This window comes from Halosimplex rubrum (genome assembly GCF_013415885.1).
Taxonomy (GTDB): domain Archaea; phylum Halobacteriota; class Halobacteria; order Halobacteriales; family Haloarculaceae; genus Halosimplex; species Halosimplex rubrum.
In genome coordinates this window covers 4,168,591-4,194,987 of sequence record NZ_CP058910.1, presented here as the reverse complement: position 1 = coordinate 4,194,987, position 26,397 = coordinate 4,168,591, and the positions used below count along the sequence as shown (strand labels likewise).

Below are 26,397 nucleotides of genomic sequence, written 5' to 3'. Positions count from 1 at the left end.
GATGGCAGGGCTCGGACCCGAATCGCGCCTGCGCGTCGCAGTCGCGGCGGTGGCCGTCCTCGCGCTCCTCGCGGGCTGTACCGCCTTCGAGTCGCTGGGCGGCGGTCACCCCGAGGGCGACCCCGACAGCGACCGCATCGGGTGGGAGAACGGCTACTGGTACGACGACCCGGTGAACGTGACCAGCGGCGACGGCTACAACGCCACCGAGCGCGAGGCGATCGTCGCCCGCACGATGGCCCGCGTCGAGCGGATCCGCGACCTGGAGTTCAACTCGACGGTGCCGGTCGACGTGCTCAGTCGCGAGCAGTACCTCGCCAACCGGAGCGGCGGCGGCAACGGGTCGGCGACCCACTCCCGGTGGAACGACCAGGTCTGGGAGTCGCTGTTCATCGTCGGCGAGCGCTCGTCGTTCTCGAACTCCTCCGACGAGACGCTGGGCCAGTCGATCCAGGGCGCCTACTCGCCCGGGGAGGACGCCATCGTCCTCGTCAGCGACTCTGAGACCCCGACCATCGACCGGACGACGCTGGCCCACGAACTCGTCCACGCCCTGCAGGACCAGCACTTCGGCTTCGGGGCCGACGGCGAGACCCAGGACCAGCAACTCGCCAACCGCGGCGTCACCGAGGGCGACGCCCGCTACGTCGACGCCCTCTACGAGAACCGCTGCGGGAGCGAGTGGGCCTGTATCCCCAAGCCCGACGCCGGCGGCGGGGGCGGCTCCGCGAGCAGCGACTACAACCGCGGCCTGTTTCTGACCATCTACACGCCCTACGCGGCGGGCTCGCAGTTCGTCGACCAGGTGCGCGCCCAGAGCGGCTGGGACGGCGTCAACGAGCTCTACGACGCCCGCCCGGAGAGCACCGAACAGCTGATCCATCCCCAGCTGTACCCCGACGAGGACCCCGTGAACGTGACCGTCGCCGACCGCTCGAACGGGGAGTGGCGCCGCTTCGACGTCGACCCCGTCGCCGACACCGTCGGCGAGGCGTCCATCTACGCCATGCTCGTCCACAACGGCGCCGTCGACCCCGAGAACCGCTACGGCTACGACTCTGACCCGTCCGCCGGCTGGGGCGGCGACAGCGTCGTCCCCTACACGAACGGGACGACCGGCGCCTACGTCTGGGAGACCGCCTGGGACTCCGAGCGCGACGCCGAACAGTTCGCGTCGGCCTACCGCGAGGTGCTGGAGACCCACGACGCACGCAACCCGCGCGGGAACGTCTACGTCGTCCCCGACGGCGAGTTCGCCGACGCGTTCCGCGTCGTTCGGAACGGCGACACGGTTCGGGTCGTCAACGCGCCCACCGTCGACGGGCTGCGTGCGGTTCACTCGCGCTCGCGGTAGGCGGGGCCGGCGCCCCGGCGACCGGCCGGCGTCCCGCCGACCCGTCGGATCCTCGGGACCGACGCTCGACTCGAACGCGGACGGTTTTTGGCGCTCGCCCCGGAAGACAGCCCATGACTGACGAGTCGGGCTTCGACATCGTCCCGCCGGAGGCCATCGCCGGGGGCCGAGCCACGGACGCCTACTTCGACCGGACGGTCGAGACGCTGGAGCACGCCGACCGCAACCCCCGCGTCGTCGCCGAGGTGACCGCCGACCAGTTCGCTACCGGCGAGTGGGAACTGCTCGCGGGCGTGAAAGACGCCGCCCGGCTCTTCGAGGGGCGGGCCGTCGACGTGGACGCGTTGCGGGAGGGGCGGCTGTTCGACGGCGGCCCCGTGATGCGCATCGAGGGACCGTATCTGGAGTTCTGCCGGCTCGAAACCGCGCTGCTGGGGTTCCTCTCGCACGCGACGGGCGTCGCGACCGGGGCGCTCGAAGCGCGACGGGCCGCGCCGGACTCGACGGTGTTGAGTTTCGGGTCGCGCCACGTCCACCCCTCCATCGGCGCGATGGTCGAGCGCTCGGCGATTCTGGGCGGGCTCGACGGCTTCTCGAACGTCGCCGCCGGGGAGGTGATCGGCCGCGAGGCCGGCGGGACGATGCCCCACGCGCTGGTCATCTGCTTCGGTCGCGGCGGGCAGGAGGCGGCCTGGCAGGCGTTCGACGAGGCGGTCGGCCCCGACGTGCCCCGCGTCGCCCTGGTCGACACCTACAGCGACGAGGTCGACGAGTCGGTGCGGGCCGCCGAGGCCGTCGACGCCCTGGAATCGGTGCGGCTCGACACCACCGGGTCCCGGCGCGGCGACTTCGAACACATCATCAGGGAGGTGCGCTGGACGCTCGACGCCGAGGGGTTCGACGACGTGGGCATCTTCGTCAGCGGCGGGCTCGGTCCGAAAGAACTGCACGACCTCCGGGAGTACGTCGAGGGGTTCGGCGTGGGGAGCCACGTCAGCAACGCCGACCCGACGGACTTCTCCCTGGATATCGTCGAAATCGAGGGCGAGCTCGCGGCCAAGCGCGGCAAGCTCACCGGGAAGAAGGAGGTGTACCGCACGGCGGACGGCGGCCACCACGTCCGGCTCGCCGACGCCGACGGCCCCGACGGCGAGGCGCTGCTCCAGCCGCTCGTCCGCGACGGCGAGGTGGTCCGCTCGTTCGACCTCGACGCCGCCGCGGACCGCGCTGCCGAGGACGCCGACGCCGTCGGCTTCGAGGCGCCGGTCCGCGACGCCGCAGAGTGAGCGCGGTCAGGGCGCCGAGCGCGTCCGGCGCAGGTGAGCGCGGTGGCCACGTCCCTTCGGCGTCGGACCGACCGGAGACGGCCGAGACGCCCCCACACCGCCGCGCACGGTCGCGGATCCGCGAGCCGAAAGCTTTTGCCGCCGATCCACATAGCCTCTGGCATGCGACGCGACGACCGCGACGACCCCTTCGACGAGTTCTTCCGGGAGATAGAGCGGATGATGAACGACGTGATGGACGACGCCCGCGCTCGCGGTGCCGGCGCCGGCGGGCCCGCCGCCTCGGAGCCGTCGGGCGCGGACGTACACCTCGACGTGTACGAGGCCGAGGACTCCCTGCGGGTCGTCGCGGACATCCCCGGCGTCGACAAGCGCGACATCGACCTGCGCTGTGACGGCGAAGTGCTCACCCTCGACGCGGGCGGCGACGCCCGCGAGTACCACGAGCGGGTTCGCCTCCCCGCCCGCGTCGACGAACACTCCGCCTCGGCGTCGTACAACAACGGCATCCTCGAAGTCACGTTCGACCGCGCGGACGACTCCGCGAACATCGACCTGTCCTGACGCCGCCGGGTCGTCCGTCTTCGGTACCGTCGTCACCCGTCGGTTTCACTATCGCGCTCGCTCCGCGCCGTCTCCTTCCCGCTGTCGTCGCGTCCGCGACCACTCGGTTTCGAACGAACTGTGTCGACCGCGTCGACGGTGTCGCCCCGGCATCAAAACTACCATACCCTCCCGCTCCGACGGTTTCGGTAACAGACGGTGGTTTCCGTGCCCACAAAACAGGAATACACAGGCGACTACGACGACAAGACGCTGTACATCCCCGGCCCGACCGAGGTCCGCGAAGACGTCATCGACGAGATGGCCCAGCCGATGTTCGGCCACCGCATGGACCGGATGACCGACCTCTACACGACCATCGTCGAGGACACCAAGGAGTTCCTCGGCACCGACAACGAGGTCGTCATCCTCACCGCGTCGGGCACCGAGTTCTGGGAGGCGTCGACGCTCAACCTCGTCGACGAGAACATCCTCGTGCCGACCTGCGGGAGCTTCAGCGAGCGCCACGCCAACGTCGCCGAACGGCTCGGCAAGGATGTCGACCGCCTCGAGTACGACTGGGGCGAGGCCATCAAGCCCGAGGACATCCGCGCCGAACTGGAGGACAGCGACAAACACTACGACGTGGTCGCGACGGTGATGAACGAGTCCTCGACGGGCGTCCGCAATCCGATAGAGGAGATCGGCGACGTGGTCGCCGACTACCCGGACACCTACTTCGTCGTCGACGCCGTCTCCGCGCTGGGCGGCGACTACGTCGACATCGACGAGCACGACATCGACGTGATCTTCGCCTCGACCCAGAAGGCCTTCGCCATGCCGCCGGGCCTCGCCGTCTGCGTCGTCAGCGACGACGCCTACGACCGGGAACTCGACAAGGGTTCGGCCTCGTGGTACGGCGGCTTCCAGCGCACCATCGACTACTACGACCGGAAGGGTCAGACTCACTCGACCCCCGCGATCCCGGTCATGCTCGCCTACCGCAAGCAGATGAAGTACATGCTCGAAGAGGGCCACGAGGGCCGCGACCAGCGCCACCGGGAGATGACCGAGTACGTCCACGACTGGGCCGAGGAGCACTTCGATCTCTTCGCCGAGGAGGGCTACCGCTCCCAGACGGTCTCCTGCATCGAGAACACCCAGGACATCGACGTGGCCGCGACCATCGAGGAAGTCTCCGAGGAGTACGACTTCGTCTTCTCGAACGGCTACGGCTCCCAGCTGGGCGAGCAGACGTTCCGCATCGGCCACATGGGCGAACACGACCTGGAGAGTATTCAGGAACTCACCGACGCGATCGAAGACGTGGCCGACCTCTGAATCGGGGAGCCAGCCGCCGGCCGGACCGAGCCGACTTTTTGCAGAATTGTGCCCGGATCGCACGGTAGCGACTCCGACCGATCGAACGTGTTCGGGTCGGTTGCCGGTCGCCGAGAGCGGGACGGGGACTGGTAAGTAGGGACGACCGACGCCCGCACATGGAAGTCGAACGGCGACGATCGCGAAGATACTGGCAGCGGTCTTCGTGTTCAACCTGGTGGTGATGGCCGGCGGCGCGTGGCTGGCCTACCAGGAGCCACCGCCGATCCCCGAGAACGTCGTCGGTCCCGACGGCGAGACGGTGATGACGGGCACGGACATCCGCGAGGGCGAGAAGGCCTTCCAGCGCGACGGGCTGATGAACCACGGGTCGATCCTGAGCAACGGCGCCTACTACGGCGCCGATTACACCGCAGACACGCTCGATCTGAAAGTCGAGCGCATGCGCGACTACTACGCCGGCGAGCGCTACGGGGGTGAGTACGGCGACCTCGACTCCGCCCAGCAGGCCGCCGTCGGCGACGTGGTCGAGTCGGACCTCGACGAGGGATACGGGGGCGGCGCCATCCAGTGCTCCGCCGCGGAGATGTACGCCCACGAGCAGATCCGCGGGGAGTACGGCAAGCGGTTCGTGCTCCGGTCGACCGCCGACGACCCCGCCGTCGACGACACGGCCGTCGCCGAGGGCGTGCTGGACGACGACTAATTCGGCGGACAGGACGGGGATGGAGGCCCCCCCTCAAATATCAATTCTGACTCTTTCCCCTCGATTCCCACGCCAATACTCCTCTAGGTAACGTTCTATAATAAATCCGTTATCAGAACGCATACTCGGAGAGGTACGAATAAAAGTGGGCTCACGAAACGCCGATCCAGTGATGAATACGGCGACAGTATCAGCGATCGGAAACCACTACAGTCGGCGCATCGCTACGGCGGTCGCGCTGACCGGCGCCGCGACCGTGGCGCTGGGGGCGGTGTTCGCGGACCACGCGGCGTCCGCGACGGGGTCGGCCGCGGGCGTCTCCGGGATCGCGGGGACGCTGTTCGTCCTCGTCCTCAATCTCGGACTGCTGGCCATCGTGCTCGGCGGCAACGCGGCCGTCGCGCTCCGCCGGTTGACCGACGCGGCCGAGGCCGTCGAGGACGGCGACCTCGACGCCTCGGCCGACGTCGACCGGGGCGACGAGTTCGGTCGCCTCGCGACCACCTTCGACAGCATGCGTCGGTCGCTCGGCGAGGCCTTCGACGAGTCCGACGAAGCGCGCGAGGAGGCCGAACGGGCCCGTGAGGAGGCCGAAGCGGCGACCGAACAGGCCGAGGCGTTCAACGAGGAACTGCTCGACCACGCCGAGCGCATCGGCGACGCGATGACCGCCGCCGCCGAGGGCGACTTCACGCGCGACCTCGAGACCGACACCGACGTCGACGCGGTCGACCGGATCGCCGACGCCTACGACGAGATGACCTACGGCCTCTCCGAGACCGTCGAGGAGATCCGCACCTTCGCCGACCGCGTCAAGGAGTCGAGCACGACCGTCGCCGCCGAGTCCGCGGAGGTCCAGGACCTCAACGAGCGGCTGGCAGCGGACATCCGCGAGCTGGCGACCGACCTCGAAGACCAGGCCGAACAGTTAGAGAGCGCCGTCGCCGAGGTCGACGACCTCTCGGCGACGATCGAGGAGGTCGCCGCGACGACCGACGAGATCGCCGACCAGGCCGCCGAGGCCTCCGACGTCGGCGCGACCGGCGCCGAGCGCGCCGAGGAGGCCATCGCGGCCATCCAGACCGTCGAGGAGACGGTCGACGAACTCGACCGGCTGGTCACCGAACTCGACGACCGGATGGACGAGGTGGCGGCGACGACCGGCATCATCGACGACATCGCCGAGCAGACCAACATCCTCGCGCTGAACGCCAACATCGAGGCCTCCCACGCGGACGTTGGCGGCGACGGGTTCGCCGTCGTCGCCGACGAGGTCAAGCAGCTCGCCGAGGAGACCCAGGACGCCATCGACGAGATCGAGGCCATCGTCGAGGGGGCACGGGCCGACGTCGACGACGTGACCGGCGAGATGGACCGGACCCGCGACCGGATCGACGCGAGCGTCGACACGGTGACCGGCGTCGGCGAGACGCTTGACTCGCTGACCGACACCGTCGACGACGTCGACGCCGCGATGGGCGAGATCGCCCGCGCCACCGACGACGGCGCCGCCGCCACCGAGGAGGTCGCCGCGACCGTCGACTCCGTCGGCGAGGTCGCCCGCCGCGTCGCCGACCGTTCGCACGAACTGGCCGACACCGCCGCCGAGACCGCCGAGACGATGGCCGGCGTGCGCGAGCGCGCCGACGACCTCTCCACGCGGACCGACGACCTGCTCGACCGCCTCGCCGAGTTCGAGACGCGCGACGAGGCGGGCGCGGCCGGCGACGGGACGGGACCGGGCGCCGTCTCGCTCGCGGGGGGCGACGATGATTGAGTCGTCGGTCGTCTTCTGGGCCTCGGCCGCCGTGCAGGCCGTCGCGCTCGTCGTCCTGCTCGGTTGGCTCCGGGAGATCTCGGCGTCCCGGAGACAGTACTGTTATCCCGTCCTGGTCGTCCTCGGCGTCTCGCTGGTCGCGACGGTGCTGATCGCGCTCGGTGTCGGTACTGACATCGGCGGAACCAGTCTCGACGCGCCGGGGATAGCCGACGACCTGATCGCCTACTCCGTACTGTGGGGGATAACGGCCCTGCTCGCCGGCGAATCCCGCCGAATGGTCGGCGTCTTCGTCGTCGTCCCGGTGGTCCAGGTCGTCGCGTTCAACGGCGGAGTGATCCTCGGCGGCACCGCCGGGATCGTCGGCCTGTTCGTGATGATCGTCGGGCAAGTCCTGTTCGCGTACCTCCTGCTCGGCCGGGTCTGGGAGCGCGCTCAACGACTCCCCGACCGGCAGCGCCTCCTCCACTGGAAGGCGCGGAACCTCCTCCTCTTCCTGATCGGGATGCTCATCGCGTTCACCCTGCTCTCGGTCGCGCAGGTGTTCGACGAGTTCGTCGTCAGCACCGTGGGGGCGTACATGGACCTGCTGATCCGCGTCGGGTTCGCCGGCTTCCTGTTCGCCAACGTCGACGCGATCGAGGTCGACGACGCCGGCGACGAGCTGCTCGACGCCGTGCGACCGGATGCCGAACCCGACCGCCCGGGCGCCGCCCGCGGCGACTGACCGCGTTCCCGGTCGTCGGAGAACACCCCGCTTTCCGGACGGAATACGGCGCATAACGATGTGTCGGCGCGTCGTTCGCTCGACCATGCCCACGCCAGCCGGCCGGAACGGGTCGATCGCGAGGCCCTCGCTGTCCGAGACGCAGGCGCGACTCCTCTCGTACCTGTGCGACCGGGTCGACGGGACCGCCTACCTGAAGGCCAAGTACGTCGCCGACGACCTGGACCTCTCGTCGAAGGAGGTGGGGATCAACATGGGCATCCTCGCCGACCGCACCGACGACGTGACCATCGAGCAGTGGGGTCGCTCGTCGAGCACGACCTGGAAAGTGAGCGCCGGGGAGTGACCGCTCCCGAGGCCGCCCGCGCGGGTCGGTGACCTCGCACCGAACCTTCAAAGAGGGTGCCGCCGCGAGAGAGGTGCAATGAGCGACGACGCGGCCGACCCGCCCGCGGACAACCCCTATCTCGACGAGCCGCCGACCGACTTCGACCCGGTCGAGGCCCTGACCGAGGCCGACGCCGCGGTCCAGGCCGAGCGGCTCCGCGAGGCGATCCGCTACCACGACCACCGCTACTACGTCGAGAACGACCCCGCTATCGACGACCGCGCCTACGACGCTCTCTTTTCCCGACTGCGCGACCTCGAGGAGAAGTTCGACGTCCGCACCGAGGACAGCCCGACCCGGCGCGTCGGCGGTGCGCCCCGCGACGAACTCCCCGACGTGGAACACGTCGCGCCCATGCGCTCGATCGACCAGGGCGGCGAGGCCGAGGCAGTCCGGGAGTTCGACCGCCGCGTCCGGCAGGGGCTCGAATCGGCCGACTGGGCGGGCGAACTCGAGTACTACTGCGAGCCGAAGTTCGACGGCCTCTCCGTCGAGGTCGTCTACGAGGACGGCGTCTTCCAGCGGGCGGCCACCCGCGGCGACGGTCAGGCGGGCGACGACGTGACCGAGAACGTCCGCACCATCCCCAGCGTCCCCCAGCGCCTCCGGGGCGACCACCCCGACTTCCTCGCGGTTCGCGGCGAGGTGTACATGCCCAAGCCAGCGTTCCAGGAGTACAACCGCGAGCTCGTCGAACGGGGCGACGACCCCTTCGCCAACCCCCGCAACGCCGCCGCCGGGACGCTCCGGCAACTGGACCCGTCCGTGACGGCGGAGCGCCCGCTCTCCGTGTTCTTCTTCGACACCCTCGCCGGAACGGAGTTCGACACCCGCTGGGAGATGCACGAGACCCTTCCCGAGTGGGGGCTCCGCGTCTGCGAGAAGACCGACCTGAAACCGGACATCGAGGCCGCCATCGACTACCGCGACGCCCGGCTGGACGAACGCGACGATCTGGACTACGAGATCGACGGCGTCGTGATCTCCGTCGACGACACCGACGCCTGCGAGGAGCTGGGCGCCACCTCGCGAGCGCCCCGCTGGGCGTTCGCCTACAAGTTCCCCGCCCGCAGCGAGCACACGACGGTCCGGGACGTGGTCGTCCAGGTCGGCCGGACCGGCCGGCTCACCCCGGTGGCGCTGATGGACCCCGTCGAAGTCGGCGGCGTCACGGTCTCGCGGGCCTCCCTGCACAACCCCGCCGAGATCGAGCGCCTCGGCGTGGGGATCGGCGACGAGGTCCGCGTCCGCCGCGCGGGCGACGTGATCCCCGAGGTCGCCGAGGTCACCGACGCCGACGGCGACGGTCACTTCGCGTTCCCCGAGACCTGCCCGGTCTGCGCCAGCCCCGTCGAGCGCGACGGTCCGATGGCCTTCTGCTCGGGGGGGCTGGGCTGTCGCGCCCAGCGCGAGCGGTCGGTCCAGCACTACGCCTCCCGCAAGGGCCTCGACATCGAGGGGGTCGGCGAGGAGCGCGTCCAGCAACTGCTCGACGCCGGCCTCGTCGCCGACGTGGCAGACCTCTACGAGCTGACGGTCGAGGACCTGACCGACCTGGAGGGGTGGGGGGCGAGGAGCGCCGAGAACCTGATCGCCGAACTCGACGAGGCCCGCGAGCCGCCGCTCGCCGATTTCCTCACCGCCATCGGCATCCCCGAGGTCGGCGAGACCGTCGCCGCGTCGCTCGCCCGGTACTTCGGCACCTTCGACGCCGTCCGCGCGGCCGGCGAGGACGACCTCCAGGCCGTCGAGGACGTGGGGCCGACCGTCGCGGCGGAGATCCGCGACTTCTTCGACAGCGAGGCCAACCGCGACGTGCTCGACCGGTTGCTCGCCCACGTCGACCCCCGGGAAGCCGAGACGGAGACCGGTGACGCGCTCGACGGGCTCACCTTCGTCTTCACCGGGTCGCTCGACGGCTACACCCGCGGCGACGCCCAGGATCTGGTCGAGCGGGCCGGCGGCTCGGCGACGAGTTCGGTGTCGAGCAACACGGACTTCCTCGTCCTCGGGTCGAATCCGGGCCAGACCAAACGCGACGACGCCGCCGAACACGGGGTCGAGACACTGGACGGCGTCGAGGCGTTCGAGTCGAAACTGCGGGAGTACGGCGTCGAGGTGGGGGCCTGACGCCGGCGTCGCGAGCGGGGTCGGGGCCGGATCGCTGGAGAAAGCTTATCCCCGTCTGTCGACTCGAATACATATGAGCCGAAACGGCGACGGGGGACCGGACCGCGGGAGAGGGGAGCTGAACAGTTCCGAGACAGGGGGTGCAGATGGAAACGTCGACGTGGGGGAGGAGGGCCCGGACGACTCCGCGACCGGAACACTTCGGTCGATGGGGTACATCGACGGCGACGGCGAAGTCGGCAGGGGCGACGGGGCCGCTACGAGCGAGGACTCGACTCTCCAGACGGTCGTCATCGTGACAGTGGTCGCGCTCTTCGTGCTCGCGCTCGTGTTCCTCCTCCTCCAGACCGTCCTGGGGCTGTTCGGCGCGGCACTCTAGCACGACGGCGCCACGGCTCTCGACAGGGACGGCGAGCGCTGTCGGAGTCGCCGATCTCGGAGCAAAGCGCCACCGGAGGGGACGAACGAATCGGATACGACCGGAACGAACGAATCGGATACGACCGGAACGAACGACGGTTAGAGGTCCACCCGGTCGAAGGTGTAGTAGCTGATCGCGGCGGCGAGGCCGATCCAGACGAGGAAACTCGCGAAGACGGCGGGGTCCGAGAAGTAGAACGGGACGCCGGAGCCGCCCGCTTCGCAGACGGTCTGGTTACCGAACATGGTCTGGCGGACCGACGGGGTCCCACCGAGCACGCCGCCGCAGATGGTGCTCATGGCCTCCTGACTCTGCTGGAACATGCCGTAGCGGGCGGTCGTCGCGGCGCCCGCGCCCTCGCCGAGCATCGAGTTGGTCAGCGTCTTGTACGCCTGGGTCGGGCTCAGCAGTTTGACGAACAGGACGATCTGCCAGCGCAGCGCGCCCTCGATTCCGGCGTAGTTGGCGAGCACGTCGCCGATCGAGTTCGCGAGCGCGTTCCAGCCGAAGGAGAGATAGAAGTAGACGATGCCGGCGCCGGCCAGCGACCGGAGGTTCGTCGACATCGCGCCGGAGATGCTGACGACGAAGGCGGTGAAGACCAGGGTGAACGCGACCGTGAACAGGACGAACCACGCGAAGACGCCGATCTTGAACGTGAACGGCGAGACGGCGAAAAACAGGCCCGTCAGCCCGAGCGCGGCGAGCAGCGGGACGCCGACGACGGCGCTCCGGCCGACCACTTTCCCGACGATCACGTCGCGGCGGGAGAACGGCAGCGACAGGAGGACCTTCAGCGACCCGCTGGTGCGCTCGTCGGAGACCGCCGCGTAGGCCGCGAAGATGACGACGATGGGCACCAGCAGCGTGACGATGTCCAGGTACGGCCGGGAGATCGCCGTCTGCAGACCGAACTCCTGCAGGCGGCGCGGCACCTGCTGGGCACCGCGCAGGGTCCACCAGTTGCGCGCGGCCGGGATGACGAACAGCGCCGTGAACAGGAAGGAGAGAACCCACAGCCCCTTCGACCGGATGGCGTCGCGGAACTCCTTTTTGGCGACCGGGTACCAGTCGAACGCGTCCCGGAGCGCGCCGTCGAGACCGCCGCTCTCGTTCCCCGAATCCGCGCTCATCGGTCCTCACCTCCGTCTTCGCCGTCGGCCTCTCCCTCCGCACCACCGTCGGCGTCGTCGGCGTCGTCGCCGTCGTCGCCGTCGGCGTCCGCATCGCTCCCGCCGCCCGCGGTCGCCGCCGGGGCGGCGTCGGCCCCCGCGTCGGTGTAGGCGGCGAACAGGTCCTCCAGCGACGCCTCCTCGGTCTCGAAGTCGTCGACCGCGACCCCGGCGTCCTCGATGGCGGTGAGGACGGTCATCTTCGCGTCGCTGTCGACGGTCACGACCAGGTCGTCGCCCTCGACGGCGGCGTCCTCGACGGCGTCGACGTCGCGGGCGGCGTCGGCGGCCGCCTCGATGTCGTCGGGGGCGACGCTGACGACCAGGCGCGTCCCGGTGTCGGTCGCCTCGCGCAGCCCCTCGACGGTGTCGACGGCGATCACCTCGCCGTCCTGGAGGATTGCGACGCGGTCGCAGACGGCTTCGACCTGTCCGAGGATGTGACTGGAGAAAAAGACCGTCGCGCCGCGCTCGTTCTCCTCGCGGACGATCCGGCGCATCAGGCGCGCGCCGTTGGGGTCGAGTCCCGAGGAGGGCTCGTCGAGGATAAGCAGGTCCGGTTCGCCGACGAGGGCCATCCCCAGCGCGAGCCGCTGGGCCATCCCGCGGGAGTAGCCCTCGACTGTCCGGTCCAAGTCCTCGCGGTCGAGGCCGACGCGCTCGGCGATGGCCTCCGGGTCGGGGTCGGCCCGCTTGGCCTCGCCGACGAACTCGATGTGGTGGCGGCCGGTCAGCCGGTCGTACAGGTCATAGCCCTCCGGGAGCACCCCCAGTCGCTCCCGGATGGCTTCCGAGTCCTCGCGGGCGTCCATCCCGAGGACTTCGGCCGAGCCGGCGGTCGGCCGGACGAAATCGAGGAGGATGTCGATGGTCGTCGTCTTGCCGGCGCCGTTGGGCCCCAGAAACCCGAACACGTCCCCGTCCTCGACGGTCATGTCGACCCCCCGCAAGGCGGTGACGTCGTCGAAGCGTTTCGCCACGCCGTCGAGTTCGATCGCTGGCATGGCCGGGCCTTTCGCGCCCTCCGATTTAGGTTTTGATACACTCTCGGCCTCCGACGGACGGATCCGCGAGCGTCGGCGACGGGGCCGGCGACCGGCTCAGACCTCGTCGTCGGGGTCGTGCGAGTCGGCCATCGACCGGGCCTGCGTCGCGTAGCGCTCGCGCTCGTCGTCGGCCGTCGGCTCCAGCTTCTCGGGGTCGACGTCGACGGCCGCCGTAGTGGGCTTGCGCGAGAGCAACCGGAAGGAGAGCTGTTTGGTGAGCTGGCGCTCGCCGTCGGGGGTCGCGTACACCAGCGTGACGAGGTTCTCGTCGCGGGAGATCCGGTCGACCAGCCAGCACCTGACGGTGTCGTCGCTCATACCCTCACGTGGAACGCGCGCGGGTTTGTAGCCAGCGGATCCGACAGTCGCGGGCGACCGCGTCTCCGGGGGCGCCCGGCCGCCGCGCTCACGTCCACGAACGCCGGCGGAACCAGGTCGGCGCCGTCCGCTCGGCGCACTCGCGACGCGCGACCGCGACGCCGACGACGTGTTCGACCAGCAACGCGCCGGCGAGCGCGACGAACCCGACCGTTTCGGGCGCGAAGCCGGCGTCCGCGGCGAGGCCGGCGAGCGGGCCGACGCTCGCGAGTCCCGTCTCCAGGGAGAGCCAGGCGGTCGCCCCGGCGGCGGTGACGAGGCTGTAGCCGACGGTGCTGGGGTCGACGAGTCGCGACCCCAGCGGCGCCCCGCGGAGGGCGTCGACCTCGGCGGTGTGCTGGACGGCGAGCGCGACGGCGAAGGCGACGCCGCCGACGAACGCGCCGCGCGGGCCGCCGAGGGCGGCGACGGCGGCCAGCCACCCCGTCCAGAGCGCGGTCTCGCTGAGGGCGACGCCGAGCGTCCGTCCGAGCGGGAACCCGACGGCGGGCCCGTTGACGGCCACGTCGATCAGGAACTGGCCGACGAGGAGGCCGGCGGCGAGCACGACTACGCCGACGGCGACCGCCCGCGAGACGGGGGTCGCCCCGACGAGCAGCGCCAACCAGACCGACAGCGCCGCCGCCTCGACGCCGGTGACCGCGACGACCAGCGCCCAGCGACAGGCCGCCGCGACCGGCTTCGACCGGAGGGCGTCGAACATGCGTCGCGTTCGCGCGGTCACCGAGGTAGTAATGAGGTGCCTACCCGACTGTCCCGCGTATCGATCGCGAGACTCCGGGCCACAGTTTCAAGACCTAGCGCGCGACAGGGGGAGATATGTCCCGACTCCGGCGGTTCGTCGACAGCGTCCGGGGGACGGGTGGGCGGGCGTGGGCCGGGTCGGTCGACGACCTGCTGTACGACGGGGAGTCGGTCCGCGAGCGGCTCGAACTGGGCGAGGACAACCGCGTCGTCGTCACCTCGCATCGGCTGCTGGCGTTCACTCCGGACGGCGACGGGGAGAACTACCGCGCGGTCGAGCTGCCGAACGTCGCCGACGTGCGCGCCGGCCACGAAGGCGAGGACAACCTCATCCGACACGGCGGCCGGCTCGGTATCTACGGTGCCGTCCTGCTGGCGGTCGGCGTCTTCGTCGACTTCGGGTCGTTCGTTCCGACCGACGCCTTCGCGGGCGCGGGCGCCGGCCAGCTCGGGATGGGCGGATTACTCGCGATGTTGCAGCGGTTCCTCTCGCTGATCGCCCGTACCGACGAGTTCGCCCGCACGATCGGCGCCCTGCTGGTGCTGTTCGCCGTCTTCGTCTTCGGCGTCTACCTGCTGACCCGCGACCGCGTGCTCGAAGTCGGCGTCGCCGGCGACGCCGACCCGATCCGCGTCCCGGCCGACGACGAGACGATCGACGGCGCGGTCGCCGACCTGGAAGTCGTCCTGTTCGGGACCGCCGAGACCGGCGGGGCGAACGACGCGAGCGTTCGCGACACGCCGACGAGCGACGGCGATCCGCGGACCGGCGACGGGGATCCGCTGGCCGGCGACTCCGGCGCCGTCCGTAGCGGGGGGATCGCCGGCGGAGCCGGTTCGAGCGAGCGCGAGGCGTCAGAGGTGGACCGCGCCGTCCGCGAGACCGGCCGGGCGGACTTCTCCGAGGAGGTCGACGAGGTGATGGGGACCGGCGAGCGCGAGACAAGCGAGTGAGACGGCGGGCGGCGACGGGCGCGGGTGAGCCCGGTCGGCCCGCGGACGCAGGGTTCAAATCCGCAGAGTCGCTACCGACGGGCGATGGATCCCGACGCGGTCCGGGACCGAGCCGGCGACCTGCCCGCCGAGCCGGGCGTCTACCAGTTCCTCGTCCGGGAGTCCCGGGGGCGCCGGGAGGGCGGGAGCGACGCCGACGCCTATCCGACGAGCGGCGACGGTGCGGCGGGCAGCGACAGCCCGACCGACGGCGACGACGCGAACGGGGGCGCCTCCGAACCCCGGACGGACTCCGACCTGGCCGAGACGGACGCCTACGAACGGGTCCTCTACGTCGGGAAGGCGGTCGACCTGCGGAGTCGGGTACGCTCCTACGGGGACCCCCGAAGCGAGCGCATCCGGCGGATGGTCGCCGAGGCCGAATCCGTCGAGGTAGCGGTCACCGACACGGAGACCCAGGCGCTGCTGCTGGAAGCGAACCTCATCAAGCGCCACCGCCCGCGCTACAACGTCCGGCTGAAAGACGACAAGTCCTACCCGCTGGTCCAGCTGACCGTCCACGAGTTCCCCCGGATCGAGATCACCCGCGACCCCGACCCCGGTGCCACCGTCTTCGGGCCGTTCACCGACAAGGGCCGGCTCGAAACCGTGGTCAAGGCCGTCCGGGAGACCTACGGCCTGCGTGGCTGTTCCGACCACAAGTTCGAAAACCGCGACCGGCCGTGTCTCGACCACGACATCGGGCTCTGTTCGGGCCCCTGCGTCCCCGAGACCGACGTGGACGGCGAGGCCTACGTGGGCGACGTGGAAGCGGTCGAGCGCTTCTTCGAGGGGGAGACGGGCGCGCTGGCCGACCCGATCCGCCGGGAGATGGAGGCGGCGGCCGGCGACCAGCAGTTCGAGCGGGCGGCGAACCTCCGCGACCGGCTGGACGCCGTGGAGGCGATCCACGGCGAGGCCGGCGACGCCGTCGCGAGCGAGGGGCGCCACGAGGACCCCGACCGCGAGCGCGCGGTGGACGTGCTCGGCGTCGCCGTCGAGGGCGAACGGGCGACCGTCGCGCGCCTGCACAGCGAGGACGGCAAGCTCGTCGACCGCGAACGGCACACCCTCGACGCGCCCGAGGGTGAGCGGGCGGGCGCGGTGCTCGCGGCGTTTATCGCGCAGTACTACGCCGAGCGGGAGCTGCCCGACGCGGTCCTCTGCTCGGACCACCCCGACGACGGCGACCTGGAGGGGTGGCTCGATGCCGAGGGCGTCGCCCTGCGGGTGCCCGGCGCCGGCCGCGAGGCGACGCTGGTCGACCTGGCGCTGAAGAACGCCCGCCGCAGGGACCGCCGCGACGACGAGGGCCGGGCGCTGACCGACGCGCTCGGCCTCGACGCGCGGGTCGAACGGATCGAGGGCTTCGACGTGAGCCACGCCCAGGGGAAGTCGGCGGTCGGTAGCGACGTGACGTTCGTCGGCGGCGAGCCCGAGAAGGCCGACTACCGCCGGAAGAAACTCGCCGACGAGAACGACGACTACGCGAACATGCGGTCGCTGGTGCGGTGGCGCGCCGACCGCGCCGTCGAGGGTCGCGACGAGCGGCCCGACCCCGACCTGCTGCTGATCGACGGCGGCGAGGGCCAACTCGGCGCCGCGCGGGACGCGCTGGCGGCGGCGGGCTGGGACGTGCCCGCGGTCGCGCTCGCCAAGGACGAGGAACTCGTGGTGACCCCGTCAGGCGTCTACGACTGGCCCGACGACGCCGGCCACCTCCACCTCCTCCAGCGCGCCCGCGACGAGGCCCACCGCTTCGCCGTCCAGTACCACCAGACGCTGCGGGACGACGTGTCCACGGTGCTGGACGACATCGACGGGATCGGCCCCGAGACGCGCAAGCGGCTCCTCCGGCGGTTCGGCAGCGTCGAGAACGTCCGCGGCGCCTCCCGCGAGGAACTGGAGCGCGTCGACGGCGTCGGCGCCAAGACCGCCGGGACGCTCGCCGAGCGGCTGTAGGCGTGGACCGACGGATCCCGTCCCCGTCGAGCGACGCGTGATTTATGTCGGCGCGCGAAGTACTGTCAACCCAACGGCTATGTCCCGAACTGGTCCCGGTTCCGGCCTCCCGCCCGGATCGCTCTCGCGGACGTGGCAGTACGCCCTCGTCGGCGGCGCGGTGTCGATGCCGCTCACGCTCGCCGTCTACTGGAGTTCCGGCGCGAGCGACCACTTCTCGTTCAACGCGGTCGTCGTCGGGGGCCTGATCGCCGGCTTCCTCGCCCGTCGGTACGCCGCAGACGCGGGGGCCGCAGGCCTCCGAGCCGGCGTGATCGGCGGCCTGGCCGGCTACGTCTGGATCGCTCCCGCGATACGCACCAGCGCCGAGAGCTTCGCCGACGCGTGGTCGTTCGCGCCCGCGACGGGACTGCTGTTCGTCGTCTTCAGCGCCGTCGTCCTCGGTACTGCGGCGATCGCTGGTCTCCTCGGTGGCGTCGTCGGCTCCTGGATCTGCGGGAAGGTCGGGCGGGAGAGCCCGTCGACCGCGAGCGCCTGATATCGCGCCCTCAGGCTGTCGAAACCCGTACTACGGCGTTTCGACGCCCCCGTCGACCGGTAGGCTCGCGCTACGAGCGAAACCGGCGGGTAACTAACCGCGGGCGGGCCGACCGGTCGACCATGGCCTACCGAACGACCATCGGCTGGTCGCTCATCAGTTCCGGCATCGTCACGCTCCTGCTCGAATATCTGCCGTACCCATCGCTCTACTGGGGGATCGGCCTGCTGGTGCTGGGGGTCCTCGTCTTCGTGACCCGGCGGATCTACTGACCGTCCTGACGCGGCCGGTCTACCGATCCGTCCGGCCGGTCCGAAACGGTCAACGGGGCGCCCGCCGTGGCCCCGATATCGTGACCGACACATCTCCGACGAACGACGACCGTCCGCCCGAGTCCGTCGCCGCCGCGGCGCCCGAACGGCCGGTCGCCGAGACCGACCGACGACCGCGGGGCGCCGATCCGGTCCGCGCCGTCGGCATCGGTCCCGGGACCCCCGAGTATCTCACCCCGCGCGGGGAGCGGGCGATCCGCGAGGCCGACGCCGTCGTCGGGTTCGAGACGGTCGTCGACTACGTCCGCGAGCGGATCGACGGGGAGCCCCTCGCCTGCGGCTACGACGACCAGGGCGAGACCCTGGCCGCGTTCGCCGAGCGGGTCGCCGACGGCGCCGCGGGGACGGCGGTCCTGATGGGCGACCCCAATTTCTCGGGGTACCAGTTCCTCGGCCGCGTCGAACGGGCCGTCGACCGCCCCGTCGAGGTCGTACCGGGGATCTCCGCGGTCCAGGTCGCGGCGAGTCGCGCCCGCACGCCGATCGAGGACGCGACGTTCGTCACGCTCCACAGGCGAGGCGACCTGACCGCCGACCGCGAGCGACTGCGGGCCGCCGTCGGCGACCGCCACCTGCTGGTGCTCCCGCGGCCCTACGACCTGATGCCCGGCGATATCGCCGCCGACCTGCTCGACGCCGGCGCCGATCCGGCCCTCACCGCGCTCGTCTACGAGCGACTCACCCACGACGACGAGGCGGTGACGCGGGCCGCGCTCGGCGAGTTGGCGGCCCACGCCGGCGGGGGCGGTCCCGACGACACGCCCTTCTCCGATCTGTCGGTGCTCGTCGTCCGGGCCGACAGCTCCGATCCCGAGCGGGTCGGAGGTAGCGACGAATGAAGGGGTTCGTCCTCGGCGGGACGAGCTCCGGCGTCGGCAAGACCGTCGCGACGCTGGCGACGATCCGCGCCCTCGACCGCGAGGGCGTCGCCGTCCAGCCCGCCAAAGCGGGCCCCGACTTCATCGACCCGAGCCACCACGAGCGGGTCGCGGGCCGACCCTCGCGGACGCTCGACCGCTGGCTCCAGGGCGAGGCCGGACTGCGGCGAAACTACCACCGCGGCGAGGGCGACGTGTGCGTCGTCGAGGGTGTCATGGGGCTGTACGACGGCGACGGCTCCTCGACGGCGATGGTCGCCGAGGCGCTCGACCTCCCGGTCGTCCTCGTCGTCGACGCGAAGGCGGGGATGGAGAGCGTCGCCGCCACCGCCGTCGGCTTCCGCGAGTACGCCGCCCACGCCGGCCGCGACATCGACGTGGCGGGCGTGATCGCACAGCGCGCCCACGGCGGCCGCCACGCCGAGGGGATCCGCGAGGCCTTGCCCGACGGGCTGACCTACTTCGGCCGGATCGCGCCCGACGACGACCTGGAGATCCCCGACCGCCACCTCGGCCTCCACATGGGCGACGAGTCGCCGCTCGGCGACGGCGCGCTGGACGCCGCCGCCGAGCACCTCCGCGTCGACCGCCTGCGTGCGGTGGCCCGGGAACCGCCCGAACCCGAGCGGGCGGGCGGCCGGCCGACGGGGACGATCCCCTCGGTCGACGAGGACACGGCCCGCCCGCGCGTCGCCGTCGCCCGCGACGACGCCTTCCGGTTCGTCTACCCGGCGACGCTCGAACGGATCCGCGAGCGGGGCGAACTCGTCCCGTTCGCGCCCGCCGACGGCGAGGGCCTGCCCGACTGCGACGGCGTCTACCTGCCCGGCGGCTACCCCGAAAATTACGCCGCCGACCTCGCGGCGAGCCCCGCGCTCGACACGCTGGCCGACCGCGCCGCCGACGGCCTCCCCGTCTTCGGCGAGTGCGGCGGGCTGATGGCCCTCTCCGAGTCGCTGACGACCACGGCGGGGGAGACCCACGAGATGGCCGGCGTCCTGCCGGCCGACGTGGCGATGCACGAGCGCTACCGGGCGCTGGACCACGTCGAACTCCAGGCGCGGACGGACACGCTGACCGCCGCGGCGGGCGAGCGCCGCCGGGGCCACGAGTTCCACTACTCCTCGGCCGACACCGCCGAGGACGCCCGCTTCGCGTTCGACGTGGAACGCGGGGACGGCATCGACGACGGCCGCGACGGACTCACTGAGTACCGCACGCTCGGGACCTACTGCCACTGCCACCCCGAGAGCGGCGCTATCGACGCCTTCCTGGACGCGCTGTAGCCGGTTTTCGCCCGTCCGATCGTCCCCCGCCGTTCCCCGCGTGGCTTGATTTTCCTATCGCGAAATACAGTTTATCGTCCGCGGGCGAGCGGGACGACCCACAGTACGGAGACGGCGACGAATCGGTCGCTCGGTGTGTAGAATGGAGATATCCCGAAAGACGGGCGGCTACCGCGGGACGAATCCCGAGATCAGGTCGACGACGGCGTCCGGTCGCTCGCGGGGCGCCCAGTGGGCGCAGTCGTCGAGCAGTCGGAACTCGGCCTCGGGGAGCCGGGCGGCCGCGCGCTCGCTCCAGCGGTGGGGGAACACCTCGTCGAACTCGCCGTGGAGCAGCAGCGTCGGGGTGTCGAGGCCGCCCAGCCGGTCGGTGAAGTCCGTCCGGTAGCCCTCGGGTCCGACTTCCGCCGCTCGGAAGCTCCGGAAGGCCGTCCCGACGCCGGGGCGTTTGGCCTCCGCCCAGACGGCGTCGACCGCGTCGGCGGAGAGGCGGTCGGTGTCGTGGACGATATTCTCCAGGCTGGCCTTCGTGAACCCGCGGCTCCGCCGCATCAGCGCGATAGCGAGTCTGTTGGTCACCCCCTGTTTCGACAGCAGGCGTGTGAGCCCGCCGTTGGCGAGTTCCCGGCCGAGCCCGTAGCTGTCGAGCAGGACGAGGCGGTCGACCAGCTCGGGCGACCGGAGCGCGAGTCCCAGCCCAGTGCCGCCGCCCATCGAGATGCCGGCGACCGCGGGACGCTCCAGGCCGACCGTCTCGACGAACGCCGCGACCGCGTCGACGTGCGTATCCAGCGAGTAGGTCACGTCGGGCTTGGCGCTGCGGCCGTAGCCGAGCAGGTCGGGCGCGACGACGCGGTACTCCCGGGCGAGCGGTTCGAGGACGGCGCCCCAGCTCACGCCCGCGGCGTCGACGATCCCGCCGTGCAACAGCACCAGCGGCGGATCCCCCGGGTCCCCGGCGGTCAGGTAGTGGATCCGGTGACCGTCGACGACGGCCGTCTCGTGGCGTCGCTCGACCATACCGGTCGATCGGGCGCCGGGGCAATCAACCCCGGGGCGCGGTATCGAACGCGCGCGACCGGGCGTCCAGCAGCGTCGTCAGGTGGTCGCCGTCGAGGACGGTCAGCTCGGCGTCGGGCAACCGGTCACGCAGGCGCTCGGCGTCCTCCACCGGCACGTTCGCGTCGCCGCCCCCGTGCCACAGACGGACCGGGACCGTCACGTCCGCCGGCGAGACGCCCCACCCCTCGGCGATCCAGGCGAGTTCGGTGACCGCGCCGTCGCGCGAGCGGCCGAGGGCTTCGAGGAAGTCCGCGCGGACGAGTTCGGCCGCGTCGGCCGGAATCTGGCCGGGGTCGTCGGTGTACTGCGCGAGGACGGTCGACGGTCCGGTCCGCTCGGCCAGCCGAGTCTGCCCCCGGAGGATCGCCCCGAGGAGTCGCGGCGTCGTCGCCGCCAGCCGGCCCAGGAGGCGCTGGAGTCGCGGCGTCGCCGCGGCGACCGACGGCGGCGCCGCTCCGGAGACGAGGTCGATCCGATCGACCAGGTCCGGCCGCGTCGCTCCGAGCGCGAGCGCGTCGGCCGCGCCGCCGGAGAACGCGAGGACGCGCGCCCGCTCGACCCCGGCGTCCGCGAGCAGCGGCTCGACCCACGCGGGCGCGTCTGTCGGCCGGCGCCCCGACCAGTCCGTCGAGCGGCCGAACCCCGGCCGGTCAGGGGCGAGCACACGAATCCCGGCCGCGCGCGCGGCGTCGTCGACGAGCACGCCCAGTCGTCGCGACCCGGGCGTCCCGTGGAGGAAGACGACCGGGTCGCCGTCGGGCGTCCCGCACTCGCCGTAGGCCAGCCGCCGCCCCGCCGTCCCGTACTCGACCGTTCGCGGGTCCTCGGCGTCCGCTGCCGTCGGGGCGGCGCCGCTCCCCCCGGCTTCCGGCGACAGGGTGTCGGTCCCGTTGGGACGCTCACGAGCGGGCGTCGAGTGAGTCATCGATCGATCGTAGGCGAGCCGGACCCTCGGTCGTTGTCCCGGATCAGTACGGTCTTTTATATTGAGCACGACGGAGCGAGCGATGCGGCAGGTCACCTTCGAGACGACGTACCCGCCTGAGGCGGCCCACCCGCTCCATCGGCGACTGACGGGTGACGGGCCGGTGACGCGGGCCGAGCTGCTGATCTGGGGGCCGACGGCCGACGTGACCACGCTCACCTGGTTCGACGCGGAGCCGGCGGCCGTGAACGAGGTGCTCGACGCGGTCGATTCGGCGACCGAAACGCGGCTGGTGGCCGCCGACGGGGGGACCTACGCGTTCGTCCGGCAGTCGGCCTACGAACTCCCCGAGGCCGCGCTGGAAGCGGTCGCCGACTCACGGGTCGCCTTCGTCCCGCCCGTCTCCTTCCGGGGGTCCGGCGCGGCGCGGTTCGAGGCCGTCGGCGAGTCGGACGCGCTCGCGGAGTTTTACCGGGATCTGGACGCCGCCTTCGACACCGAGGTCGTTCGCGTCCGCGAGTTCCGCCGCTGGCCCGAGCCCGCGCGGCTGACCGACCGCCAGCGAGAGGCGCTGGAAGCCGCCGTCGCCGTCGGCTACTACGACGTGGACCGGTCGGGCTCGGTCGCGGACGTGGCGACGGCACTGGACTGCGCACCCAGCACGGCGGGGGAACTCCTGCGGCGGGCGGAGTCGGCCGTCCTGACGGCGTTCGCCGGCGAATCGTGACCGCCCCGGCCCGCCACGGCCGCACGCGTTCGGCCGGCGGCAGGCGTCGCGGCAACCGCAACCTGAAGGGGCGGGCGCCGCGAACGGGAGGTATGCCACCGCTCTCCGAGATCCGGGTCTACCCCGTCAAGTCGCTCGACCCCGAACCCGTCGAGTCGGTCCGGTTGGCCGACTCGGGCGCCATCGAGTCCGACCGCCGCTACGCGCTGTTCGACGCCGACGGCGACTACGTCAACGGGAAAAACGAACGACGGGTCCACCGGATCCGCTCCGAGTTCGACTTCGGCGCGGGCGAGGTCCGTCTGCGCGAGCAGGGGAGCGACGAGTGGGCCCGATTCGACCCCGAGGCCGACCGCGGCGAACTCGAAGCGTGGCTCTCGGAGTTCTTCGGCTACGACGTGACCGTCCGACGCGACGACGAACAGGGGCACCCCGACGACACGTCGGCGGGCGGCCCGACGCTCATCTCGACGGCGACCCTGGAGGCCGTCGCGTCGTGGTTCGACGGCGAGTCCGGCCGCCCGGCCGTCGACGCGGCGGAACTGCGGCGGCGTTTCCGGCCGAACCTCGTCGTCGACGCGCCCGCCTTCTGGGAGGACCGGCTGTACGCCGACCGGGCGTCGACCGTCGGCTTCTCGGTCGGCGGCGTCGAGTTCGCCGGCGTCAACCCCTGTCAGCGCTGCGTCGTTCCGACGCGGGACCCGGACACCGGGGAGTCCGACGACGGGTTCCGCGAGCGGTTCGTCGAGCGCCGCCGGGCGACCCTCCCCGAGTGGGTCGACCGCGACTGGTACGACCACTTCTACCGCCTGATGGTCAACACCCGCGTCCCCGGCGCCCCCGCGACGCTCTCCGTGGGCGACCGCGTCGCCTGCGACCGCGAATCCGCCGCTGACCCCGCCTGACTAACCGGTTCTCGTTCGTGTTCGAACCGACGAGAGAGGGGTGTGCGAACTGGGATAAATCCCATATCGCGATACGGAACCGGGTTCTGCCCGGTGCGGGCGGCCCCGCGGGTTCGGTCGGCCGCCTCGACGCCGTCGGGGGACCGTCACCGTCGCGTCGCTGGCCGGCGTCGCCGTGGCCCGCCCGCCGAAGCGGCCGGTCTCCGCGGAGTCGTTCGTCGCGCTATCGCCGACCGGGAGGGTACCGGTGAGTGTCAGCGTCGCCGCCGCACCGGCGTATCGTCCGAATATTCGAATTCGCGGTCAAATCCCTGTCGGCGACCCCGAGGGAGTGTTCGGTTCGGGCCGCGAGCGGCGTGGTCCGCGTTCGACCCGGAAGCGCGACCGTAATGTGTCCGCTCGCCCAACCGCCGCCGATGGCCGTCACGCTGTCCGCCGAGTCGCTCGCCCCTTTCCGACGGGTCACCCTCTACGACTCGCCGTTCGACGCCCACGACCGCGGCTGCGCAGTCGACCTGTACCCCGGCGACGCCGGCGGCGACACGCTCCGGCCGAACCCCGAGGACGGCCCTCGGATCGACGCGCCCTCGCCGGTCGCGGGCGAGGTGGTCGAGACCCGGACCGTGCGGGCGCCGTCACGACCGTACGCGGCCGAGGAGGACCACCTGATCCTCGTCGACGCCGGCGACGCCGTCGCGCGCGTCCTGCACGTCGACCCCGCCGTCGAACCGGGCGAGCGCGTCGCAGTGGGCGACTCGCTGGGTCGACTCGTCCGCGCCGGGTTCTTCGCGCCGTGGGTCGCCAACCACCTCCACCTGGGGTTTCGCGAGCACGGCGCGAACCACCACCGCGCCGCGGGGTCGCTGCCGGTCGAGATCGACCCGACGCTGGGCGTCGACGCGCTCGACTGGGACGGGACCGGGACGGTGGTCGCGGCGGGCGACACCTACGCGGTCCTCGACTCGCCGACCCACCCCGCCCCGGGCGAGCGCTTCGCCGGCCTCGCCGCGACGGACGCGGGGGGCGAGTCCATCGGAGTCCTCGACGGCGGGCTCCCCCACTACGACTGCGGCGGGCTGCTCCGCGCCCGGGGCCGGCCGTCCGACGCGTTCCTCCTCGGCGAGCGCGTCGGGAGCGTGGACGGCCGCGACGTGGCCTGGACGGACCCGACGGTGCTGGCCGACGGCGAACCGATCACCGGTCTGGCGCTCGCGCTCGGCCGGGAACGGGCGGCCGTGAAACTCGTCGACGAGTCGATGTCGCTCTCCGTCGGCGACGCCGTCTCGGTCGAGTTCCGCCGGCGATAGTCGAGGCGCGGTTCCCCCGACCCGGACGCTCGCCCTATCGAAAACAGTTTGTTCTGACTAGAAGAGATATCCTGCGTCCGCGCCGATCGCTCGCAATGCCCGATCGCGAGACCGCGACGGTCGTCGCTCGCACTCGCGGCGGCGCTCGCGGTCAGACGACGCTGACCGGCGGATCCGTCCGTCCGAGCGTCCCGCTAGCCCAGCGCCTTCTCGAAGCGCAGCAGTTCGTACTCGCCCTCGGTCCGGTGGTCGGTGCCCTCGTAGCCTCGCGAGCGGTAGAAGCGGACGGCCGACCGCTGGCGCTGGGCGGTCCAGAGGAACACCCGGTCGAGCCCGCGCTCGCGGGCCGCGTCCTCCAGCCCGGCGACGACCCGGCCGCCGTAGCCCTCGCGCTGGTGGTCGATGTGGACCGCGATCCGCAGTAGTTCGCCCGCTCCGTCGGGGATCTCCTCGCCCTCGACGGCGAGCCCGCCCATCGCGACGACCTCGCCGTCCCCGTCCTGGCCGCCGACTTCGACCACGAGGAACTCCCCGCCTGTGTCGAGGTAGTTCGCCTCGATAGCGCGGATGTCGTCGTTGTCGGGCACGTCTTCGGGGTTCGAGCCGGCGTCGCGTAGCGCGGTCCGGTGCAGACTCCAGACGGCATCTCGGTCCCGCGGTTCGTATCTGCGGAGCCGACCGGGATCGGTGTCGGGATCCATTCAGGCGAACTCGATGTCGGCCAGCGGCGCGACCTCGCCGAACAGGAAATCGGCGTGTTCCAGGGCGTACTCGCGGTGACCTTCCTCGATGTGGCCGACGGCGTCCTCGACCAGCACCGGCCGGTAGTCTCGCAGGCCCGCGCTGGAGGCGGTGTGGAGCACGCAGACGTTCGCCAGCGTCCCGCAGATCACCAGGTCGTCGATGTCGTGGGCGTCGAGCCACCCCTCCAGCTGGGTCTCGTAGAAGGCGTCGTAGGTGTGTTTCACGACCTCCAGGTCCTCCTTACGGGGGTCGAGCCCGTCGACGATCTCCGCCTCCCAGGAGCCTTCGAGGACGTGTTCGCCCCAGCGGTCGAACTCGTCGTAGTAGTGGGCGTCCTCGAACTGCTCGGGCGGGTGTACGTCGCGGGTCCAGACGACCTCGGCGCCCGCCTCGCGGGCCGTCGACACCGCCTCGCCGACGGGTTCGATCGCGTCTTCGCTCCCCGGTGCGTGGAGGCTGCCGTCGGGGTGGCAGAACCCGTTCTGCATGTCCACCACGACGACCGCCGCGCTGTCGGCGTCGAGTTGCATGACTGGCCGGCGCTACGTGGCGACGACGCAAAAGCCCTGCCGGGAGCATCGCGACGATGGTCTGTTCGGGTTGCGAGTTGAGCAGTGGTTTCGAGTTGCTCATTCGTGGAAGAAACGGGGACGATCGTGACTGCAGATGACAGCACGCGATGAACGTCCTCGACGCGCTCGCGGTCGCTGAGCGGGATATCCGCG

At 71.4% G+C, this 26,397-nt stretch carries 26 protein-coding genes and 1 pseudogene; 19 read left to right on the top strand and 8 right to left on the bottom strand.

All coding sequences use genetic code 11. The features are described 5' to 3' along the window. Position 1: 1 nt before the first annotated feature. The 10 genes and pseudogenes from HZS55_RS21115 (at position 2) to HZS55_RS21070 (ending at position 10,631) form a co-directional block, all read left to right on the top strand. Positions 2-1,354, top strand: coding sequence for an Hvo_1808 family surface protein (locus tag HZS55_RS21115; RefSeq protein ID WP_179909506.1), 1,353 nt, complete (start codon positions 2-4; stop codon positions 1,352-1,354). Positions 1,355-1,467: 113 nt separating this feature from the next. After that, on the top strand, positions 1,468-2,640 hold the full coding sequence (locus HZS55_RS21110; protein WP_179909505.1) for a nicotinate phosphoribosyltransferase: 1,173 nt from the start codon (positions 1,468-1,470) through the stop codon (positions 2,638-2,640). Positions 2,641-2,802: 162 nt separating this feature from the next. Then, positions 2,803-3,204, top strand: coding sequence for an Hsp20/alpha crystallin family protein (locus HZS55_RS21105; protein ID WP_179909504.1), 402 nt, complete (start codon positions 2,803-2,805; stop codon positions 3,202-3,204). Between the two features lie 207 nt (positions 3,205-3,411). Continuing rightward, on the top strand, positions 3,412-4,524 hold the full coding sequence (locus tag HZS55_RS21100) for a pyridoxal-phosphate-dependent aminotransferase family protein (RefSeq protein ID WP_179909503.1): 1,113 nt from the start codon (positions 3,412-3,414) through the stop codon (positions 4,522-4,524). A 178-nt stretch (positions 4,525-4,702) separates the two neighbouring features. Next, positions 4,703-5,227: pseudogene (locus tag HZS55_RS21095) on the top strand (nitric-oxide reductase large subunit); the annotation flags it as partial. A gap of 175 nt (positions 5,228-5,402) precedes the next feature. Continuing rightward, on the top strand, positions 5,403-7,007 hold the full coding sequence (locus tag HZS55_RS21090; RefSeq protein WP_179909502.1) for a methyl-accepting chemotaxis protein: 1,605 nt from the start codon (positions 5,403-5,405) through the stop codon (positions 7,005-7,007). Next, positions 7,000-7,734, top strand: coding sequence for a bacteriorhodopsin (locus HZS55_RS21085; RefSeq protein WP_179909501.1), 735 nt, complete (start codon positions 7,000-7,002; stop codon positions 7,732-7,734). The genes HZS55_RS21090 and HZS55_RS21085 overlap by 8 nt, the downstream gene beginning before the upstream one ends. A gap of 85 nt (positions 7,735-7,819) precedes the next feature. Continuing rightward, entirely contained in the window at positions 7,820-8,080 is a 261-nt protein-coding gene (locus HZS55_RS21080; protein WP_179909500.1) for a DUF7123 family protein, read from the top strand. Between the two features lie 78 nt (positions 8,081-8,158). Beyond that, complete coding sequence (gene ligA / locus HZS55_RS21075; protein WP_179909499.1) at positions 8,159-10,252, top strand: NAD-dependent DNA ligase LigA; 2,094 nt, start codon at positions 8,159-8,161, stop codon at positions 10,250-10,252. 73 nt (positions 10,253-10,325) lie between these two features. Further along, complete coding sequence (locus HZS55_RS21070; protein ID WP_179909498.1) at positions 10,326-10,631, top strand: hypothetical protein; 306 nt, start codon at positions 10,326-10,328, stop codon at positions 10,629-10,631. Between the two features lie 140 nt (positions 10,632-10,771). Here HZS55_RS21070 and HZS55_RS21065 read toward each other — a convergent pair whose 3' ends face one another. The 4 genes from HZS55_RS21065 to HZS55_RS21050 all read right to left on the bottom strand — a co-directional run bounded on the left by HZS55_RS21065 (position 10,772) and on the right by HZS55_RS21050 (position 13,972). Beyond that, on the bottom strand, positions 10,772-11,806 hold the full coding sequence (locus tag HZS55_RS21065; RefSeq protein WP_179909497.1) for an ABC transporter permease subunit: 1,035 nt from the start codon (positions 11,804-11,806) through the stop codon (positions 10,772-10,774). After that, complete coding sequence (locus tag HZS55_RS21060; protein ID WP_179909496.1) at positions 11,803-12,849, bottom strand: ABC transporter ATP-binding protein; 1,047 nt, start codon at positions 12,847-12,849, stop codon at positions 11,803-11,805. The genes HZS55_RS21065 and HZS55_RS21060 overlap by 4 nt, the downstream gene beginning before the upstream one ends. Before the next feature lie 96 nt (positions 12,850-12,945). Then, positions 12,946-13,209, bottom strand: coding sequence for a hypothetical protein (locus tag HZS55_RS21055; RefSeq protein WP_179909495.1), 264 nt, complete (start codon positions 13,207-13,209; stop codon positions 12,946-12,948). A gap of 88 nt (positions 13,210-13,297) precedes the next feature. After that, positions 13,298-13,972, bottom strand: a complete 675-nt coding sequence (locus tag HZS55_RS21050) for a hypothetical protein (RefSeq protein ID WP_179909494.1) — start codon at positions 13,970-13,972, stop codon at positions 13,298-13,300. A gap of 116 nt (positions 13,973-14,088) precedes the next feature. Here HZS55_RS21050 and HZS55_RS21045 point away from each other — a divergent pair, with 116 nt between their 5' ends. The 6 genes from HZS55_RS21045 (at position 14,089) to HZS55_RS21020 (ending at position 20,002) form a co-directional block, all read left to right on the top strand. Further along, positions 14,089-14,967 carry a hypothetical protein gene (locus HZS55_RS21045; RefSeq protein WP_179909493.1) on the top strand — a complete coding sequence of 293 codons (879 nt, stop codon included), beginning with the start codon at positions 14,089-14,091 and terminating at the stop codon, positions 14,965-14,967. Between the two features lie 84 nt (positions 14,968-15,051). Further along, a complete protein-coding gene (locus HZS55_RS21040) occupies positions 15,052-16,968 on the top strand; it encodes an excinuclease ABC subunit C (protein ID WP_179909492.1) in 1,917 nt (638 codons plus the stop codon). 79 nt (positions 16,969-17,047) lie between these two features. Next, positions 17,048-17,506, top strand: coding sequence for a DUF5518 domain-containing protein (locus HZS55_RS21035; protein ID WP_179909491.1), 459 nt, complete (start codon positions 17,048-17,050; stop codon positions 17,504-17,506). A 122-nt stretch (positions 17,507-17,628) separates the two neighbouring features. Next, positions 17,629-17,778 carry a hypothetical protein gene (locus HZS55_RS21030; protein ID WP_179909490.1) on the top strand — a complete coding sequence of 50 codons (150 nt, stop codon included), beginning with the start codon at positions 17,629-17,631 and terminating at the stop codon, positions 17,776-17,778. A gap of 80 nt (positions 17,779-17,858) precedes the next feature. Continuing rightward, positions 17,859-18,677 carry a cobalt-precorrin-7 (C(5))-methyltransferase gene (locus HZS55_RS21025; protein WP_179909489.1) on the top strand — a complete coding sequence of 273 codons (819 nt, stop codon included), beginning with the start codon at positions 17,859-17,861 and terminating at the stop codon, positions 18,675-18,677. Next, entirely contained in the window at positions 18,674-20,002 is a 1,329-nt protein-coding gene (locus tag HZS55_RS21020) for a cobyrinic acid a,c-diamide synthase (protein ID WP_179909488.1), read from the top strand. The genes HZS55_RS21025 and HZS55_RS21020 overlap by 4 nt, the downstream gene beginning before the upstream one ends. 168 nt (positions 20,003-20,170) lie before the next feature. On the opposite strand, the gene HZS55_RS21015 is transcribed toward HZS55_RS21020, so the two are convergent. Further along, entirely contained in the window at positions 20,171-21,022 is an 852-nt protein-coding gene (locus HZS55_RS21015; protein WP_179909487.1) for an alpha/beta fold hydrolase, read from the bottom strand. Positions 21,023-21,047: 25 nt separating this feature from the next. Continuing rightward, positions 21,048-21,989, bottom strand: a complete 942-nt coding sequence (locus HZS55_RS21010; RefSeq protein WP_179909486.1) for an alpha/beta fold hydrolase — start codon at positions 21,987-21,989, stop codon at positions 21,048-21,050. Between the two features lie 82 nt (positions 21,990-22,071). Between HZS55_RS21010 and HZS55_RS21005 the strand changes: the two genes are divergently transcribed. The 3 genes from HZS55_RS21005 (at position 22,072) to HZS55_RS20995 (ending at position 24,928) form a co-directional block, all read left to right on the top strand. Further along, complete coding sequence (locus HZS55_RS21005; protein ID WP_179909485.1) at positions 22,072-22,716, top strand: helix-turn-helix domain-containing protein; 645 nt, start codon at positions 22,072-22,074, stop codon at positions 22,714-22,716. A gap of 92 nt (positions 22,717-22,808) precedes the next feature. Beyond that, positions 22,809-23,621, top strand: a complete 813-nt coding sequence (locus HZS55_RS21000) for an MOSC domain-containing protein (RefSeq protein WP_179909484.1) — start codon at positions 22,809-22,811, stop codon at positions 23,619-23,621. Positions 23,622-24,037: 416 nt separating this feature from the next. Then, positions 24,038-24,928, top strand: coding sequence for a hypothetical protein (locus tag HZS55_RS20995; protein WP_179909483.1), 891 nt, complete (start codon positions 24,038-24,040; stop codon positions 24,926-24,928). A gap of 194 nt (positions 24,929-25,122) precedes the next feature. Here HZS55_RS20995 and HZS55_RS20990 read toward each other — a convergent pair whose 3' ends face one another. Beyond that, the gene (locus tag HZS55_RS20990) at positions 25,123-25,629 is read right to left on the bottom strand and encodes a GNAT family N-acetyltransferase (protein ID WP_179909482.1); all 507 of its coding nucleotides are present in this window, start codon (positions 25,627-25,629) and stop codon (positions 25,123-25,125) included. Further along, the gene (locus tag HZS55_RS20985; protein WP_179909481.1) at positions 25,630-26,202 is read right to left on the bottom strand and encodes a cysteine hydrolase family protein; all 573 of its coding nucleotides are present in this window, start codon (positions 26,200-26,202) and stop codon (positions 25,630-25,632) included. It abuts the gene before it with no gap. Positions 26,203-26,397 lie beyond the last annotated feature (195 nt).